The following is a 16588-nucleotide window of genomic DNA, read 5'->3' on the forward strand; positions in this document are numbered from 1 at the left end:
CCGGCATACGATGGGAGGCATGTCTGCCCCCACCCCCGACCAGATCCACGACGCGCTCGCGACGGTCGACGATCCCGAGATCCGCCGGCCCATCACCGAGCTCGGCATGGTCCAGTCCGCCGAGGTGGACGCCGCCGGCATCGTGCACGTGGTGCTGCTGCTGACCGTCGCCGGGTGCCCCATGAAGGACACGCTGCGCCGCTCGGTGACCGAGGCCCTCGCCCCGCTCGAGGGCGTCAACGGCGTCGACCTGCAGCTCGGCGTGATGAGCGACGAGCAGCGCCAGGCCCTGCGCGACCAGCTCCGTGGTGGCCAGGCAGAGCGCGAGATCCCCTTCGCCAAGCCGGGATCCATGACCCGCGTCTACTGCGTGGCGTCCGGCAAGGGTGGCGTCGGCAAGTCCTCCGTCACCGTCAACCTCGCTGCCGCCCTGGCCCGTCAGGGTCTGAAGGTGGGCGTGGTCGACGCGGACATCTACGGCTTCTCCGTGCCCCGCATGCTCGGGGTCGAGCAGCAGCCCACCCAGGTCGACGACATGATCCTGCCGCCGGTCGCCCACGACGTGAAGGTCATCTCCGTGGGCATGTTCGTCGCCGGCAACCAACCGGTCGTCTGGCGCGGCCCCATGCTCCACCGCGCGCTGCAGCAGTTCCTCGCCGACGTCTTCTGGGGTGACCTGGACGTGCTCCTGCTCGACCTGCCGCCCGGCACCGGCGACGTCGCGATCTCGGTCGCGCAGCTCGTCCCCGGCTCGGAGATCCTGGTCGTGACCACGCCGCAGCAGGCCGCGGCCGAGGTGGCCGAGCGGGCCGGCTCCATCGCCGTGCAGACCCACCAGCGCGTGGTCGGCGTGGTCGAGAACATGTCCTGGCTGGAGCAGCCGGACGGCTCGCGCCTGGAGCTCTTCGGCTCCGGCGGCGGCCAGGCCGTGGCCGAGTCGCTCACCCGCCTCGTCGGGGCGCCCGTGCCGCTACTCGGCCAGATCCCTCTGGACACCCGCCTGCGCGAGGGCGGCGACACCGGCACGCCCGTCGTCGTCGGCGCTCCCGAGTCGGCGGCCGGCGCGGCGCTCAACGGCATCGCCCGCCAGCTCGGCACCCGCGCCCGCGGCCTCGCCGGCCGGGGACTGGGTCTGACCCCCAAGGGACGCTGACCCCGGGCTGCCGGCCTCGGGCCGCCACCTGCAGATCGGGTGCCCCCGCCACGGCGGGGGCACCCGATCTGCGTCTCCAGCAGCCGAGGGGGCAGGGCGCCTCAGGGCGACGTCGCCGCATCGCTCAGGTCGCCTCGATGTCGAAGGGCGTGTAGCTCTCGTCGAAGCGGTGCCCGGGGCGACGCGGCGGCTCCAGGGAGGTCCCGTCGGCCCCATAGCTCGCGAGCGTGGCGCCGCCCGCGGCCGCCGGCGCGATCGGGTCCTCCAGCAGCGCCTCGCGCACGATCCGCCGGGGGTCGTACTGGCGCGGGTCGTACTGCCGCCAGTCGATCTCGTCGAACTCCGGGCCCATCTGCTCGCGCAGCGTGACCTTGGCGCCCTCGGCATAGCCGCGCACGTTGCGGACCAGCTCGCGCAGCTTCGCGGCATACTCCGGCAGTCGCTCGGGCCCCAGCACCACGATCGCGACGATGATCAGGAGCAGGAACTCCCCGCCGTTGATGTCGAACATGAAGGCAGGCTACCCGCGCCGCCCCGGTCGGCGCCGCCCGCTCGGGGCACGGCCCACCCCTGGCAGGTGAACGTCCGGCAACCCGCCGGTGAGGACCCGGGCCCGGGCACCTCGCACGATCGGGCTCGGGTGCCGGGCGAGGCCGATCGGGAGCGCCGCTCGCGGGCGTCCAGCACCCCCGGCCCTGCGGCCGTCAGGCGCCGACGGCTCCCAGCCGAGGCGCCCGCAGCGCCGGACGGCGGCGCGCACCCTGCACCAGCTGCGGCTCGGGCTGCTCGCCCCGCAGCGCCGGGTCGCGGTGGGCGAGCGCGGTGCGCAGCTGGGCGCGACCCCGGTGGATGCGCGAGCGCACGGTGCCGAGCTTGATGTCGAGGACGTCCGCGACCTCCTCGTAGGTCAGCCCCTCGATGTCGCACAGCACCACGGCGGCGCGGAACTCGGGCTTGAGCGCGTCCAGGGCGTGCTGCACGTCGTCGTCGAAGGTCGCGTCGGCCAGCGTCTGCTCGGGCCCCCGCTCGCGCGAGGGGAGCCGGGCGGCGCGCTCGTCGCTCAGCGCGTCGAACCTGATCCGCTGGCGTCGGCGCATGCGGTCGAGGAAGACGTTGGTCGTGATCCGGTGCAGCCAGCCCTCGAAGGTGCCGGGCTGGTAGCGGTCCAGGGAGCGGAAGACCCGGACGAAGACGTCGTGGGTGAGGTCCTCGGCGTCGTGCTGGTTGCCGGTCAACCGGTAGGCCAGGCGGTAGACGCGGGCGGAGTGCTCCTGCACGACCTCGTCCCAGGTCGGGGGCGCCCACCCGGCGGCGGGCTCGGCGGCGGGAGGAGCTGAGGGGGCCGGTACGGTCATGGCGGACCTCGCGGGAGCTCGGGAGCAGGACACCGGGTGGACCGGGTTCGCACCATCCAACCCCGGATGCCTGCAAGACCACTGGGAATCCGCCGAGACCTCACTGCCTGTCACCAGAGCTCGCTGATAACAGATCGGTACAATTCGGGCCATGAGCGCACAGAAGTCGGCCAGCTGGGCCTATGCCGAGGAGTTCGTCCCCGAGAGCGACGTCGCGGACCGCGCTCGAGCCCGCGGCCAGCAGCTGGGGTGCGCCCCCATGGCGTCCGGCGCGGCTGCGGTGCTGCGCCTGCTGGCGGCGAGCGTCCAGGCCAGGACGGTCGTCGAGGTGGGCACCGGCTCCGGCGTCTCCGGCCTCTGGCTGCTCGAGGGTATGGCGCCGGACGGCATCCTCACCTCCATCGACGTCGAGCCCGCCCACCAGCGGGCCGCTCGCGAGTCGTTCACCGACGCGGGGATCCCCCACCAGCGGTTCCGGCTGATCACCGGGCGGGCCCTCGACGTGCTCCCCCGCCTCACCGACGAGGCCTACGACATGGTCGTCGTCGACGCCGACAAGGAGTCCTACCCGGCCTACGTCGAGCAGGCGATGCGACTGCTGCGCCCGGGCGGGGTCCTGGTCCTCGACGACATGCTGTGGAACGACCAGGTGGCCGACCCGGCCGCACGGGACGCCACCACCGGGCTGCTGCGCGACCTCGGCAAGCAGGTCCGCGAGCGCGACGACCTCACGCCGGTGCTGCTTGCCGCCGGCGGCGGGGTGCTGGCCGCCGTCAAGCACTGACCGCCGGCCCACCCTGCGCCACGCAGCACGACCCCCTCGACGCAGCACGACGGCGTCCGACCTGGGCGGTCGGACGCCGTCGAGCGAGCGGTGGCGTGCTCCGGGCGTCGGGCTCAGCCGGTGACGCCCTTGATCGCTTCGCCGAGCGCCGCGATCTCGTCCGGCGTCATCTCGACGACGAGGCGCCCGCCGCCCTCGAGGGGCATGCGCAGGACGATGCCGCGGCCCTCCTTGGTGACCTCCAGCGGGCCGTCCCCGGTCCTAGGCTTCATCGCCGCCATGGCTTACCTCGTCTCCTATCCGGTGCGACTGTGCCCCGGCATCACCGATGCCCGGACAGTCACAGACTTGTCACCATTATCCCAAGTACCTCCCGGACCTCCTAATCGCCGTCCACAGGGCCGGACCCACGAGTAGCCCCCGCCGACCGGCACGCCGCCGGCACCGACGGGCGGGCACCCCGACCCGTCGCTAGATTGAGGCCGACCGCACACCTGGAGGAGATCCCGTGAGCACTGCCGCAGACCAGCCCGTCCTCGTCACCGTCGAGGACGGGGTCGGGGTCGTGACCTTCAACCGACCCGACGCCCTGAACTCCCTGGACCTGCCCACCAAGGAGGGCCTCCTCGCCGCGCTGCGCCAGGTGGCCGACGACCCCGAGGTGCGTGCCGTGGTGCTGACCGGGTCCGGCCGGGCCTTCTGCGTCGGTCAGGACCTCAAGTCCCACGTCCAGCTGCTCCAGGCCCAGGATCCCGCGCTGTGGCGCACCGTGCCCGAGCACTACAACCCCGCGGTGACGCTCGTCGCGACGATGCGCAAGCCGGTCATCGCGGCGATCAACGGCGTGGCCGCGGGGGCAGGAGCGTCGTTCACCTTCGCCTGCGACTACCGCTTCATGACCGACGGCGGCGGCTACAACTTCGCCTTCACCACCATCGCGCTGTCCTGCGACACCGGCGCCTCCTGGACCCTTCCCCGCCTGGTCGGCACGGCCCGGGCCAAGGAGCTGCTGATGTTCCCGCGCACCATCAGCGCGCAGGAGGCCAAGGAGCTGGGCCTGGTCAACGAGGTGGTCGAGGGTGACGTCCTGCCCCCGGCCATGGCCCTGGCCCGGCGGATGGCGGCCGGACCGACCCTGGCGTATGCCGCGATCCGCGACGTGGTGCACTACTCCGCCGAGCACTCCTTCGCCGAGTCGCTCGCCCACGAGGGCGAGCTCATGGACGCCACGGGCTCCTCGCAGGACCACGCGGCCGCGGTCGCGGCCTTCCTCGCCAAGGAGCGGCCGACCTTCGCCGGGCGCTGACGACACGACGCTGACGACGCGGCGCCCCGCCCCCGGATCACGGGGGGTGTCCCTATGGGGTTCGTCAAGCCGCGGCGGCCGTCGGGGCTTGGTAGGTGGTGCCGTCTCTGAGCATGGCGTAGAGAACGTCGCAGCGTCGGCGGGCCAGGCAGATGAGGGCGGCGTTGTGCTTCTTGCCTTGGGCTCGTTTGCGGTCGTAGTAGGCGCGGCTGGTGGGGTCGGACAGGGCTGCGAAGGCGGACAGGAACAGCGCGCGTTTGAGGTTCTTGTTGCCTGACCTGGAGGGGTGCTCGCCGCGGATGCTGGACCCGGATCGACGTGTGACGGGGGCGAGGCCTGCGTAGGCGGCGAGGTGCCCGGCTGTGGGGAAGGCGCTGCCGTCGCCGACCTCGAGCAAGATCCTTGCGGCGGTCCTGACACCGACGCCGGGCATCGAGGTCAGGACCGGGGCAAGAGGGTGGGCATCAAGGATCTCCTCGACCTGCGCCGCGACGGTCGCGCGTTGCTCGAGCAGGTCGGCGAGCTGGGAAGCCAGCTTCGGGATGACGAGCTCGGCCGCGCGGGTGCCGGGCACGGTCACGGTCTGGGCGTCCAGGGCGGTCATGACCTCGTCGACGATCCGATCGTAGGAGCGCGGCGCGCGGGGCTTGGCCACGCTCGTCAGCCGCCGCCGACCGGCCGTGCGTAGCCCGGCGGGTCCGCCGAACCTGGTCAGGAGCTCGAGGACAGCCTTGTGGTGCAGTCGGGGTCCGAGGGCTCGTTCCAGGGCTGGGTGGATCTGGGTGAGCAGGCCGTGCAGGCGGTTGGTGACGCGGGTGACCTCACCGGCCAGGTCGTCGTCGTACCCGACGATGACTTCCAAGTCGGCCAGGGCGTCGTCGTTCATGTCCACGCGCCGCAGGGTGTGGGGCATGGTGCGGGCCGCGTCGGCGATGACGTACGCGTCGCGGGCGTCGGTCTTCGCTGCGCCGGGGTGTAGGTCCGCGATGCGGCGCATCGCCAGGCCCGGCAGGTACGCCACGTCGACCCCGACGGCGCGGGCGACCGCGACCGGCAGGGCCCCGATCGAGGCGGGCTGGTCCACCACGACCAGGACCGGGCCGTGCGTGGACAGGTGCTCGTAGAGGGCGCGCAGCTTGGTCTCGTCTTGCGGTAGCGCCTTGTCGTGCAGCCGTTTTCCGGACGGGTCCAGGGCGGTGGCGTGGTGAGTTTCCTTGCCGACGTCCAACCCCAGGTAGACCGCGTAGGTGCGGTCGGGTAGCCCGTGCATCCTGTCCTCCTCGTTGACCGACGGACTCATGATCCGCTGGCCACAGGTCGGGCGTCAGCAGCCGGCAGCCACGTTACGAAGAGACCTCCCGAGCGCGGGGGCCGTGTCCCTATCAGCGGTCACACCGACGCCACCAAGCCCGGCGACAACACCCCCCGGATCATGCGCGACAGGGGCAAAGAGTCATACCAGACCTGGTGACCAGCACCCCCATCACCGAGGGCACGAAGAAGGTAACGGGCGGGGCGCCGCGTCGTCAGCGCGTGGGTGCTCCGGTCACGGGGGCCAGGAGGCGGGCAGGTGCAGCACCAGGATCGCCTGGGTCCACCAGACCTGGAGCGCGACCCCGGCCCCGATCAGCACCCCCGCACGCAGCACCGTGGGGACGGTGAGCCGGCGCGCGGCACCCACGCCGATCAGCGCGGCGGGGAACATCAGGACGAGGTAGCGGTAGAGGCTGGTGTGCGGGTCCTGCACCGCGAAGAGGTAGAGCGGGTAGGCGATCAGCCAGGACCGCATCACCCAACCGAGCGAGGCCGCCCACGGGCCGGCGACCAGCAGCACCAGACCGAGCACGTAGGCCCCGAGGACGAGCGCGGCCCGGTCGTGGAAGAAGTACTGCGCGTTGTCCCACCAGGGCACGAAGGGATGGATCTCGTGACCGGTGCGCCAGGCCCCCATGGTGTCGGTGTATGCCGTGCGCGATCCGGTCCCCGCCCAGGCGACGGCGGGCCACACGAAGCCCGCGATCCCGCAGCCGGCGAGCGTCGCCGCCATGCCCGCCCACTCCCGCGGTGGAATCGGTCGCTCGCCGTGACGGCGCCACCGCAGCCAGACGGCGACCAGGGCCACCAGGCCCAGCGGCAGGCCGATGGGCCGGGACAGACCGATCACCAGCGCGAGGACGGTCGCCCACCACCAGCGCTCCCGCTCCAGGAGCATGAGGAAGCCGACCAGCAGGAGCATCGCCAGGGACTCGGTGTAGGCGATCTGCAGAACCGGCGTGGCGAGGTAGGTCGCCCACACGAGCATGGCCAGGACGGCCACCGCGTCCCCGCAGCGGCGGCGCAGCAGGTGCACCAGCAGGACCGCGGCGGCGCAGCCGAGGACCGTGGCGACGCCGGCCCCGACATACCGGAAGGGCAGACCGGTCACCGTCATGACCGCACGGCACAGGAGGGGGTAGGCGGGGTAGAACGCCCACTCGTTCTGCGCGACCTGCCCCGAGGGGTCGAGCGGCAGCGTGGCGGGGTAGCCGGTCTCGGCGATCTTGCGATACCAGGTGCCGTCCCACATCAGGGTCATGCCCCAGTAGGTCACCGGGTCGCCGGTCCAGCTCACCGGCACCTGCTGGGTGGCCGCCCGGGCGATCAGGATCCCCGAGATGACCCGGGTGGCGAGATAGGCGAGCAGCGAGACCAGGATGAGGCGCACCCCGGACGCGCGGGAGACCAGGGAGCGCGAGGCGCGGGTGGCGCCCGCCGCGACGGCGGTCACGGGAGCGGGTCGACCGGTCCGGGATGGTCCGGGTCGGCGGGGTGGGTCGGACGCTCGTCGTGCTCGCGCCGCGTGGCGCCACCCTCGCCCCGGTCGCGGCGGCTCCACAGGCTCGAGCTGTCCGTCGGGCGGTAGAACTCCGACACGTCCAGGGGGCCGGTCGTCACGTCCGGGTGGGTGGCGGGGTCGAGCGGCGTGCGAGGAGCGGGCGCGGGTGCCTCGCCCGGGGGCAGGTGGGCCTCGAGCGGGTGGGCCGGCGCGACCGGGCGCGCCTCGACGCCCTCGTCCACGCCGATCAGGACGCCCTCGCCGTCCTCCCCGACGTGGCCCGGGTCGGGGAGGACGGGGGCGTCCCCGCGCAGGCGGGCGATCTCGGCGTCACGCTCCCGCAGCTCGCCGACGAGGCGCTCGAGCACCTCGTCGACCTGGTCCATGCGGTAGCCGCGCAGCACCTGGTCGAAGCGCAGCTCGCGGACGGCCGCCGGATCGAGCGGTCCGGCCGGCAGCGGCTCGAAGGGCGAGCCCGAGACGGGGTCGGCGAGCGCCTGCTCGGCCATGGCAGCAGGGCGGGTGCCGGTCAGCCAGACGACGGCCCCGGTGAGGGCTCCGACGACGAGCACGGCGAGGAGGATCAAGGGCAGCGACACGTGCCCGATCGTGCCACGCCCGGTGCCGTCGGGGCGACCCCGCCCCACCGGCGGACCCGGACGAGGGCGCGGTTCCCCGTCGGCGATCACCGGCCGCGTCCGAGGGGTCACTCCGCGGGGCGGGGACTCACCTCGCGACCGGCGGACACCACGAGGTCCACGGCCTCCTCGACCGAGCCGGCGAGCTGCAGCAGGGCCAGGTCGCTCTCGCTGACGGTCCCGGCGGGGACCATCGTCGCGCGCACCCAGTCCAGCAGCCCGGACCAGTAGTCACGGCCGAGCAGCACGATGGGGAAGGACGTGACCTTGCGGGTCTGTACCAGTGTCACGGCCTCGAAGAGCTCGTCCAGGGTGCCGAAGCCGCCCGGCAGGACCACGAAGCCCTGGGCGTACTTGACGAACATGGTCTTGCGGGCGAAGAAGTAGCGGAAGTTGACGCCCAGGTCGACGAACTCGTTGAGGCCGTGCTCGAAGGGCAGCTCGATGCCCAGCCCCACCGAGACCCCGCCCGCCTCCAGCGCGCCGCGGTTGGCCGCCTCCATCAGGCCGGGTCCCCCGCCGGTGATCACGGCATACCCGGCCTCGACGAGCGCGGCCCCCAGCTCGACCCCCAGGGCGTATGTCGGGTGCTCGCGCGGCACCCGGGCGGAGCCGAAGACGCTGACGGCGTCACCCAGCTCGGCGAGCGCCCCGAAGCCCTCGACGAACTCCGCCTGGATCCGCATCACCCGCCAGGGGTCGGCGTGCACCCAGTCCGAGCTGCCGGCGTTGTCGAGCAGCCGCTGGTCGGTGGTCGATCCGGGCACCCGCTTGCCGCGGAGGGTGACCGGTCCCTTGTGGTAGTCGCCTCGAGCGTCCTTCATGGCGCCGACCCTATGCGGCGGGTCCGGCAGCGGCGCCCCTCGTCAGGCGAGGTAGCGCGCCAGCGCGTCGTAGGCCTGCGTGATCTGGGCGATCTCGCACCGCTCGTGGTCCTGGTGGGCGGTGAGCGGGTCGCCGGGCCCGAAGTTGACGGCCGGCACCCCCACGGCCGAGAACCGCGCCACGTCGGTCCAGCCCTGCTTGGCCTGCACGGGCAGGCCGAGGGCCGTGACGAAGTCCTGCGCCGCCGGCCGGTCGAGCCCGGGGCGGGCCCCGTCGGCGGCGTCGGTCACCACGACCTGGTAGTCCTCGAACAAGGCCCGCACCCGCCGCTCCGCCTCGACCGCGTCGATGTGCGGCGCGAAGCGGTAGTTGACGGTGACCACGCACTCGTCGGGCACGACGTTGCCGGCCCGGCCGCCGCGGATGCCCACCGCGGACAGGCCCTCGCGGAACTCCAGCCCGTCGACGGTCACCACGGCGGCGTCATACGCCCGGAGTCGGTCGATGATGCTGCCCGCCTCGTGGATCGCGTTGTGCCCCAGCCAGGGTCGACCCGAGTGGGCCGCCTTGCCCCGCGCGGTGACCTCGACGCGCAGGGTGCCCTTGCAGCCGCCCTCGACGGTGCCGTCGGTGGGCTCCAGCAGCACCGCGAAGTCCGCCTGCAGCACCTCGGGGCGGGTCCGGACGAGGCGGGCGAGCCCGTTGTGGACCGCCGCGACCTCCTCGCAGTCGTAGAACACGTAGGTCACGTCCCGGCTCGGCGCCGTGACCCGGGCGGCGAGCGCCAGCATGACGGCCACGCCGCCCTTCATGTCGGCGACGCCGCGGCCCAGCAGCTCGCGGGCGGTGCGGGTGATCGGCAGGGTGGCGGCCGGTCCCTGCGCGGCGAGGGGGACGGTGTCCAGGTGCCCGGCCAGCACCACCCGCTCCGGGCGGCCGAGGTCGGTGCGCGCGAGGATCGTGTTGCCGTCGCGCTCCACGGTCAGGTGCGACAGCCCGCGCAGCGCGTCCTCCACGGCGTCGGCGAGCACCTCCTCCTCGTGGCTGACCGAGGCGATGTCGCACACGGCCACGGTGAGGTCCACGGGGTCCAGGGACAGGTCGAGGCTGGGGCGGTCCGTCATACCGGCACTGTATGGCGCCTGCCGGGGTGGCCCGACCAGGCGCCCCGTGCGTGGCTGTCCGGGGCGGCGCACGCACGCTTGTAGCCTGTCGGCCATGACTTCTCGCACGGCCTGGGGCCACGGCCTCACCACGATCACCGACTCCGGCACGGTCCTCGACACCTGGTATCCCGCTCCCGCCCTCGGCGAGCCCGACGGCTCCGAGGTGCCCGCCGCGCTGACCGACCAGGCCAGGCCCTACCCGCGCCGCCGGGTGCGCACCGAGACCGTCACCACCGTGATCGACCTGGACGCACCGCCTGTCGACGCGGCCGACGGCTACCTGCGGCTGCACCTGCTGTCCCACCGGCTGGTCCAGCCCAACACGATCAACCTCGAGGGCCTGTTCGGCGTCCTCGCCAACGTCGTGTGGACCAACGTCGGCCCGTGCTCGCCCGAGGACTTCGAGCAGGTGCGCCTCGCCCTGCGCGCCGAGCTGCCGGTGCAGGTCTACGGCGTGGACAAGTTCCCGCGGATGACGGACTACGTCGTGCCCACCGGCGTGCGGATCGGCGACGCCGACCGGGTGCGGCTCGGCGCCCACCTGGCGAGCGGCACCACCGTGATGCACGAGGGCTTCGTCAACTTCAACGCCGGCACCCTCGGCTCGTCGATGGTGGAGGGGCGCATCTCCCAGGGCGTCGTCGTCGGCGACGGCTCGGACATCGGCGGCGGCGCCTCGACCATGGGCACCCTGTCGGGCGGCGGCACCGAGCGGGTGTCGATCGGCGAGCGCTGCCTGCTGGGCGCCGAGGCCGGCTGCGGGATCGCCCTCGGGGACGACTGCGTCATCGAGGCCGGCCTCTACGTCACCGCCGGCACGAAGGTGACGCTGGCCGACGGCCGGGTCGTCAAGGCCCGCGAGCTGTCCGGGCAGTCGGGCCTGCTGTTCATCCGCGACTCGGTCACCGGCACCGTCCTGGCCAAGGCCCGCGACGGTCACGGCATCACCCTCAACTCCGAGCTGCATGCCAACGACTGACCACGACCTCGACGGGGCCTACCTCATCGACGGCCACCGGGGGCCGCGCCGCCGAGGCCCCCGGCCCGTGGTGATCGTGTCGGTCCTGGTGATCGCCCTGGCCCTCGGCGGCATGGCCTTCGTCTGGCACACGGTGCAGGACTTCGCCGAGGGCTTCGGCTCCTCCACCTGCAAGGCGACGGCCGCGTCCTACTCGGCGCAGCTCGACCCCGACCAGATGGCCAACGCAGCCACCATCACGGCCGTCGCCGTGCGCCGCAGGCTGCCGGCCCGGGCGGCCACGATCGCCATCGCCACGGCGCTGCAGGAGTCCAAGCTGCGCAACATCAGCTACGGCGACCGCGACTCGGTGGGCCTGTTCCAGCAGCGCCCGTCGCAGGGCTGGGGCACGGCGGACCAGATCATGGACCCCGTCTACGCCTCCGGGAGGTTCTACGACGCCCTGGTCAAGATCCCCGGCTGGCAGACCATGGAGATCACCAAGATCGCCCAGCGGGTGCAGCGCTCGGCCTTCCCCGAGGCCTACGCCCAGCACGAGGGCGAGGGGCGCGCCCTGGCGTCCACGCTGTCCGGGCACAGTCCCGGCGGTCTCGGCTGCCGCCTGGAGCCGCTCGCCGACGGCGACACCCGGCTCACGCCCGCCCAGGTCGCCACGCACCTGCGGCACGAGCTGCAGGCCAGGGGCACGGTGGTGGGCGAGCGGCTGCGCGTGCCCACCGGGTCCGCCGAGCAGGCCTGGCTGGTCGGGCACTGGGCCGTCGCGCATTCCCAGGCCTACGGCCTCACCAGCGTCGTCGTCGGCGACCGGGAGTGGACCCGCCAGCGCAGCAAGGAGGGGTGGGGCTGGCAGCGCGCCCAGCGGCCCGCGGCGGCCCGCACCGTCGAGATCCGCTGATCGCCGAGGTCTCTCGCAGACCGCGGCACAGGGCCGGGCCGGTCACCTCCAGCGAGATGACCGGCCCGGCCCGTGAGCTGCATGCCGTCCCGTCGGCTCAGGCCTGGGGGGCGACGTAGCCGGGGTAGGTGCGCTCCGGCTCCCCGACATACACCTGGCGCGGTCGACCGATCTTGGTCGCCGGGTCGGTCATCATCTCGCGCCACTGCGCGATCCAGCCGGGCAGCCGGCCGAGCGCGAAGAGCACCGTGAAGTAGTTGACCGGGAAGCCCATGGCCTCGTAGATCAGACCCGTGTAGAAGTCGACGTTGGGGTAGAGCTTGCGCTCCTTGAAGTAGTCGTCCGTGAGGGCGACCTCCTCGAGCTGCAGCGCGATGTCGAGGAGCTCGTTCTGGCGGCCGGAGGACTTGAGGATCTCGTCGGCGTGCTTCTTGATGATCGCGGCGCGGGGGTCGTAGTTCTTGTAGACCCGGTGGCCGAAGCCCATGAGCTTGACGCCGTCCTTCTTGGACTTCACGTCGTCGACGAAACGGCTGACGTCGCCGCCGTCCTGGTCGCGGATCTTCGCCAGCATCTCCAGCACCTGCTGGTTGGCGCCGCCGTGCAGCGGACCGGACAGGGCGTTGATGCCGGCGGCGACCGAGGCATAGATGTTGGCCTGCGCGGAGCCCACCAGCCGCACCGTCGACGTCGAGCAGTTCTGCTCGTGGTCGGCGTGCAGCACCAGGAGCACGTCGAGCGCCTTGACGATCGCCGGGTCCAGGTCGTACTCCTCGGTCGGGAAGCCGAACGACAGCCGCAGGAAGTTCTCGACGTAGCCCATCGAGTTCTGCGGGTAGAGGAAAGGCTGGCCCACGGAGTTCTTGTAGGCATAGGCCGCCAGGGTCGGCACCTTGGCGAGCAGCCGCAGCGTGGCGCCCTCGACCTGCTCGGGGTCCAGCGGGTCGATCGTCTCCACGTTGAAGGTCGACAGCGCCATCACGCCCGCGGACAGCACCGGCATGGGGTGCGACCGGCGCGGGAAGCAGCGGAACAGGTCGCGCATCCGCTCGTCGAGCAGGGAGTGGCGGGTGACCTTCTGCTCGAACTCCTCGAGCTGCTCCCCCGTCGGCAGCTCGCCGTAGATCACGAGGAAGGCGACCTCGAGGAAGCTGGACTTCTCCGCCAGCTGCTCGATCGGGTAGCCGCGGTAGCGCAGGATGCCCTGGTCGCCGTCGATGTAGGTGATCGCGGACGAGCAGCTGGCGGTGTTGGTGAAGCCCGGGTCGAGGGTGGTGTTGCCCGTGGCGGCCATCAGCTTGCCGATCCCGTAGCCGCTGTTGCCCTCGGTGGCCGGGGTGATCGGGAGCTCGATGCTCTTGCCGCCGTCGGTGAGGACGGCCTTGCCGGCATCAGTGGTCATAGGGGTTTTCCTCCTAGAGAGGGGCCCCGGACACCGGGACCCACCGGCTGGACGCTACCCCACGTGCCCGCGCCATCCGAAACCCGTGAGGATGACCCCGGGGCCGGGCGCGGTCGGCGCGGCGACCGGTCGTCCTGCTGCGACGTATGGCGCCGCCGGCCGGGCCCTGGCGCATCACCTGCGGTGTCGCGCCAGGCCTCTCAGCGGGTGAGTCGCTCGACCGCCGCGGCGGTGCGCTCGTCCGTGGCCGTGAGCGCGATCCGGACGTGCTGCTCCCCGGCCGCGCCGTAGAACCACCCCGGGGCGACCAGGATGCCGACCTGCGCGAGGGCGTCGACCGTCGCGCGGGAGTCCTCGCCGCGGGTGGACCAGAGGTAGAGCCCGGCGCCGGTGTCCTCGACCTGCAGGCCCCAGGACCCCAGGGCCGGAAGGAGGCTCGCGCGCCGCGTCGCGTAGCGCGCCCGCTGCTCGGCCACGTGGGCGTCGTCGTCGAGGGCGACCTGCATCGCCTCCTGCACCGGCCGGGGCACGATCATCCCCGCGTGCTTGCGCACCTCCAGCAGCTCGGCCACCAGCGCCGGGTCGCCCGCGACGAAGGCCGCACGGTAGCCCGCGAGGTTGGACTGCTTGGACAGGGAGTAGGTGACGAGCAGACCGCGGTGGTCGCCGTCGCAGACCCGCGGGTCCAGCAGGCTGGGCACGGCGCCGGGCCGGGGCAGGCCGTCGACGAGATCGTCGTCGCCCCAAGCCAGCTCGGCGTAGCACTCGTCGGAGGCCAGGACCACGTCGTGCGCGCGGGCCCACGCGACCACGCGTCGCAGCGTGGCGACGTCGAGGACCGCGCCGGTGGGGTTGCCCGGCGAGTTGAGCCACAGCAGCCGCATCCCGTCCGGGTCCGGCAGCTCGGCGGTCACGTCGACGACGACCGGCTCGGTGCGCGCCAGGCGCGCGCCGACGTCGTACGTCGGATAGGCGATCGCGGGGATCCCGACGCGGTCCCCGGCCCCGAGGCCGAGCAGCGTCGGCAGCCAGGCCACCAGCTCCTTGCTGCCCACCGTGGGCAGCACCCCGGCCGGGTCGAGCCCGGGCACGCCGCGGCGCCGCTCGAACCAGCCCGCCACGGCCTCCCGCAGCGGGGCGGTGCCCCAGGTCTGCGGGTAGCCGTGGGCGTCCGACGCGGCCTCCAGGGCGCGGCGGACCGCCTCGGGCGTGGGGTCGACCGGAGTGCCGACGGACAGGTCGACGATGCCCCCGGGGTGCGCCGAGGCCCGGCGCCGGGCCTCGACGAGGGAGTCCCAGGGGAAGTCAGGAAGGGTCAGGCGGTCGCGACCCGCCACGAGGTCAGTGACCCTCGCCCTGCGGCGGGAGGGCGGTGATGACCGGGTGGTCGCGCTTGATCATGCCGAGCTTGGCGGCGCCGCCCGGGGAGCCCAGCTCGTCGAAGAACTCGACGTTGGCCTTGTAGTAGTCCGCCCACTGCTCCGGGACGTCGTCCTCGTAGTAGATCGCCTCGACGGGGCACACCGGCTCGCAGGCGCCGCAGTCGACGCACTCGTCGGGGTGGATGTAGAGCGAGCGCTCACCCTCGTAGATGCAGTCGACCGGGCACTCCTCGATGCAGGCCTTGTCCTTGACGTCGACGCAGGGCTGGGCGATCACGTAGGTCATCGGTGATCCTTCCGGGATGGTGGGGCGTAGCAGGCTCGCCAGACACTGTATGCCCTCAGGCCAGGTGGCCGAACGCGCCGCGGTAGTAGGTCAGCGCCTCGCCCGTGTGGTCCGGGACCTCGAGCCCGACGACCTCCCCGATGATCACCGAGTGGTCCCCCGCGGGGACCACCTGCGTGGTGCGGCACTGGAGGGCGACGAGCACGTCGTCGAGCAGCGCCACCCCGGTCTCGGCGCACCGGTGGTGCGGCACCCGGTCCAGCTGCCCGTGCACCGGGCGGCCGCGCGTCGCGAACCACGCGGCGTGCGGACGCGAGCTCGCCGGCAGCACGCTCGCGCCCCACACCCCGGCCCGGACCACGGCGTCGTGGAACCGCGCGTCGACCTGGACGCTGCACAGCATGAGCAGGGGCTCGAGGGACACCGAGGTGAGCGAGTTGGCCGTCATGGCGTGGTCGACGCCGTCCGCGTGGGTGGTCAGCACCGCCACCCCGGTCGCGAACCGGCCCATGGCCCGGCGAAAGGTCTCGGGCTCGAGCGCGACGGAGTCGGCCTCAGCCATGGCTCACCTCGCGGACGGACGGCGCCGGGGCAGCGGACAAGGCTGCGACTGCGCGGGACGACGGCTCGGCGACGCGGGGCGTCGGGACGCTCACGAGGACGAAGGCCTCGCGCCCGGGCAGGCGCGCGGCCACGCCGTTGGACAGGGCGTAGTAGCCGTCGTACACCGTCACCTGGGTGGGGTGCTCGCGCAGCGCGGCGACCTGCACCGGCAGCGCGCCCTCGTCGGCGACCACGTGGGTCACCCGCTCGTCCGGGACCACCGACGGCGGGAAGGCCTCGTCGGCCCCCGGGACGCGCACCTCGGTGCGGTGGACGTGCTCGGCCAGCCACTCGCGGTCCTCGACCGCCCACGACCGCGGCACGACCACCTCGAGCAGCCGCACCTCGCGGCCCGCCACGCGCAGCCGGGCGACCGCCGCGTGCGTCGCGCGGTGGGCGGCGACGTGGTCCGGGTGACCGTAGCCACCGTGCTGCTCGTAGGTGATCACGGTGTCGGGGTCGATCTCGCCCAGCAGGTCGGCCAGGGCGTCCACCACGGCGACCCCGCCGCCCGCGAGCGCGTCGGGATGGTCCGCGGCCGGGGTGCCCGCCATACCGCTGTCGCGCCAACGACCACCACCCGCACCGCCCCGGTCGCCCAGGACGTGCGACGTGACGCCCAGCGCGGCGGCAGCACGGGCCAGCTCGGTGCGCCGGTGGCTCGCCAGGGCCGGACCCCGACCCTCCAGGTGGCGCAGGGCCGGCGGGATGACCTCGCCCTCCTCCCCCAGCGTGCAGGTGACGACGTGGACGTCGACGCCGGCGGCGACCAGGTGGGCGATGGTCACCCCCGTCCACAGGGACTCGTCGTCGGGGTGGGCGTGCACCAGCACCACCCGGCGCGGGTGGAGGGCTGCCAGCGGAGTCGTGAGCGTCATCGCAGCGAACGTTACCCGGCCGCAGCCGATCCGGAGCGGGCATGAACGCGCCCCCGCCCGCGCCAGGGAAGACTACGCACCGCCACGTGCTGTGCCTCTGCGTGCGTTCACACCGCGTTCA

The 16588-nt window shown here is 73.1% G+C and carries 18 protein-coding genes; 5 read left to right on the top strand and 13 right to left on the bottom strand.

The window, feature by feature from the left end; all coding sequences use genetic code 11:
- Nucleotides 1-19: 19 nt before the first annotated feature.
- Nucleotides 20-1153, top strand: coding sequence for an Mrp/NBP35 family ATP-binding protein (locus tag MM438_RS11695; protein ID WP_241452690.1), 1134 nt, complete (start codon nucleotides 20-22; stop codon nucleotides 1151-1153).
- A gap of 124 nt (nucleotides 1154-1277) precedes the next feature.
- Here MM438_RS11695 and MM438_RS11700 read toward each other — a convergent pair whose 3' ends face one another.
- Nucleotides 1278-1664, bottom strand: a complete 387-nt coding sequence (locus MM438_RS11700; RefSeq protein ID WP_241452692.1) for a twin-arginine translocase TatA/TatE family subunit — start codon at nucleotides 1662-1664, stop codon at nucleotides 1278-1280.
- 193 nt (nucleotides 1665-1857) lie between these two features.
- Complete coding sequence (gene sigE, locus MM438_RS11705) at nucleotides 1858-2508, bottom strand: RNA polymerase sigma factor SigE (RefSeq protein ID WP_241452694.1); 651 nt, start codon at nucleotides 2506-2508, stop codon at nucleotides 1858-1860.
- 151 nt (nucleotides 2509-2659) lie between these two features.
- Between sigE and MM438_RS11710 the strand changes: the two genes are divergently transcribed.
- Nucleotides 2660-3292, top strand: a complete 633-nt coding sequence (locus MM438_RS11710) for an O-methyltransferase (RefSeq protein ID WP_241452695.1) — start codon at nucleotides 2660-2662, stop codon at nucleotides 3290-3292.
- A 113-nt stretch (nucleotides 3293-3405) separates the two neighbouring features.
- Here MM438_RS11710 and MM438_RS11715 read toward each other — a convergent pair whose 3' ends face one another.
- Nucleotides 3406-3573 carry a DUF3117 domain-containing protein gene (locus MM438_RS11715; RefSeq protein ID WP_082176849.1) on the bottom strand — a complete coding sequence of 56 codons (168 nt, stop codon included), beginning with the start codon at nucleotides 3571-3573 and terminating at the stop codon, nucleotides 3406-3408.
- 227 nt (nucleotides 3574-3800) lie between these two features.
- On the opposite strand from MM438_RS11715, the gene MM438_RS11720 reads away from it, so the two are divergent.
- The gene (locus MM438_RS11720; RefSeq protein WP_241452697.1) at nucleotides 3801-4598 is read left to right on the top strand and encodes an enoyl-CoA hydratase/isomerase family protein; all 798 of its coding nucleotides are present in this window, start codon (nucleotides 3801-3803) and stop codon (nucleotides 4596-4598) included.
- 64 nt (nucleotides 4599-4662) lie between these two features.
- Here the strand turns inward: MM438_RS11720 and MM438_RS11725 are convergent, their stop codons facing one another.
- From MM438_RS11725 to dapE, 5 genes are all read right to left on the bottom strand, one after another.
- Nucleotides 4663-5868 (bottom strand): IS110 family RNA-guided transposase, encoded by a 1206-nt coding sequence (locus MM438_RS11725; RefSeq protein WP_241453376.1) that lies wholly within the window; start codon nucleotides 5866-5868, stop codon nucleotides 4663-4665.
- 276 nt (nucleotides 5869-6144) lie between these two features.
- The gene (locus MM438_RS11730; RefSeq protein WP_241452699.1) at nucleotides 6145-7365 is read right to left on the bottom strand and encodes a hypothetical protein; all 1221 of its coding nucleotides are present in this window, start codon (nucleotides 7363-7365) and stop codon (nucleotides 6145-6147) included.
- Nucleotides 7362-8012 carry a DivIVA domain-containing protein gene (locus tag MM438_RS11735; RefSeq protein WP_241452701.1) on the bottom strand — a complete coding sequence of 217 codons (651 nt, stop codon included), beginning with the start codon at nucleotides 8010-8012 and terminating at the stop codon, nucleotides 7362-7364. Before MM438_RS11735 ends, MM438_RS11730 begins: the two co-directional genes overlap by 4 nt.
- A 107-nt stretch (nucleotides 8013-8119) precedes the next feature.
- Entirely contained in the window at nucleotides 8120-8875 is a 756-nt protein-coding gene (locus MM438_RS11740; RefSeq protein WP_241452703.1) for an LOG family protein, read from the bottom strand.
- 42 nt (nucleotides 8876-8917) lie between these two features.
- The gene (gene dapE, locus MM438_RS11745; RefSeq protein ID WP_241452704.1) at nucleotides 8918-10000 is read right to left on the bottom strand and encodes a succinyl-diaminopimelate desuccinylase; all 1083 of its coding nucleotides are present in this window, start codon (nucleotides 9998-10000) and stop codon (nucleotides 8918-8920) included.
- Between the two features lie 94 nt (nucleotides 10001-10094).
- Between dapE and dapD the strand changes: the two genes are divergently transcribed.
- Both dapD and MM438_RS11755 read left to right on the top strand, forming a co-directional pair.
- Complete coding sequence (dapD, locus tag MM438_RS11750) at nucleotides 10095-11021, top strand: 2,3,4,5-tetrahydropyridine-2,6-dicarboxylate N-succinyltransferase (protein WP_241452705.1); 927 nt, start codon at nucleotides 10095-10097, stop codon at nucleotides 11019-11021.
- Nucleotides 11008-11916 (top strand): hypothetical protein, encoded by a 909-nt coding sequence (locus MM438_RS11755; RefSeq protein WP_241452707.1) that lies wholly within the window; start codon nucleotides 11008-11010, stop codon nucleotides 11914-11916. The genes dapD and MM438_RS11755 overlap by 14 nt, the downstream gene beginning before the upstream one ends.
- Before the next feature lie 97 nt (nucleotides 11917-12013).
- On the opposite strand, the gene MM438_RS11760 is transcribed toward MM438_RS11755, so the two are convergent.
- The 5 genes from MM438_RS11760 to mshB all read right to left on the bottom strand — a co-directional run bounded on the left by MM438_RS11760 (nucleotide 12014) and on the right by mshB (nucleotide 16467).
- Nucleotides 12014-13318: a citrate synthase gene (locus MM438_RS11760; protein ID WP_241452708.1), complete on the bottom strand. Its 1305-nt coding sequence runs from the start codon at nucleotides 13316-13318 to the stop codon at nucleotides 12014-12016.
- Nucleotides 13319-13518: 200 nt separating this feature from the next.
- Nucleotides 13519-14655: a succinyldiaminopimelate transaminase gene (gene dapC, locus MM438_RS11765; protein WP_241452710.1), complete on the bottom strand. Its 1137-nt coding sequence runs from the start codon at nucleotides 14653-14655 to the stop codon at nucleotides 13519-13521.
- Between the two features lie 4 nt (nucleotides 14656-14659).
- On the bottom strand, nucleotides 14660-14986 hold the full coding sequence (gene fdxA, locus MM438_RS11770) for a ferredoxin (protein WP_241452712.1): 327 nt from the start codon (nucleotides 14984-14986) through the stop codon (nucleotides 14660-14662).
- A 55-nt stretch (nucleotides 14987-15041) separates the two neighbouring features.
- Complete coding sequence (locus MM438_RS11775; protein WP_241452714.1) at nucleotides 15042-15548, bottom strand: flavin reductase family protein; 507 nt, start codon at nucleotides 15546-15548, stop codon at nucleotides 15042-15044.
- Entirely contained in the window at nucleotides 15541-16467 is a 927-nt protein-coding gene (gene mshB, locus MM438_RS11780; RefSeq protein ID WP_241452717.1) for an N-acetyl-1-D-myo-inositol-2-amino-2-deoxy-alpha-D-glucopyranoside deacetylase, read from the bottom strand. The genes MM438_RS11775 and mshB overlap by 8 nt, the downstream gene beginning before the upstream one ends.
- Between the last annotated feature and the right edge of the window lie 121 nt (nucleotides 16468-16588).

Origin of the sequence: Arsenicicoccus dermatophilus (assembly GCF_022568795.1) — a bacterium.
Classification (GTDB): domain Bacteria; phylum Actinomycetota; class Actinomycetes; order Actinomycetales; family Dermatophilaceae; genus Arsenicicoccus; species Arsenicicoccus dermatophilus.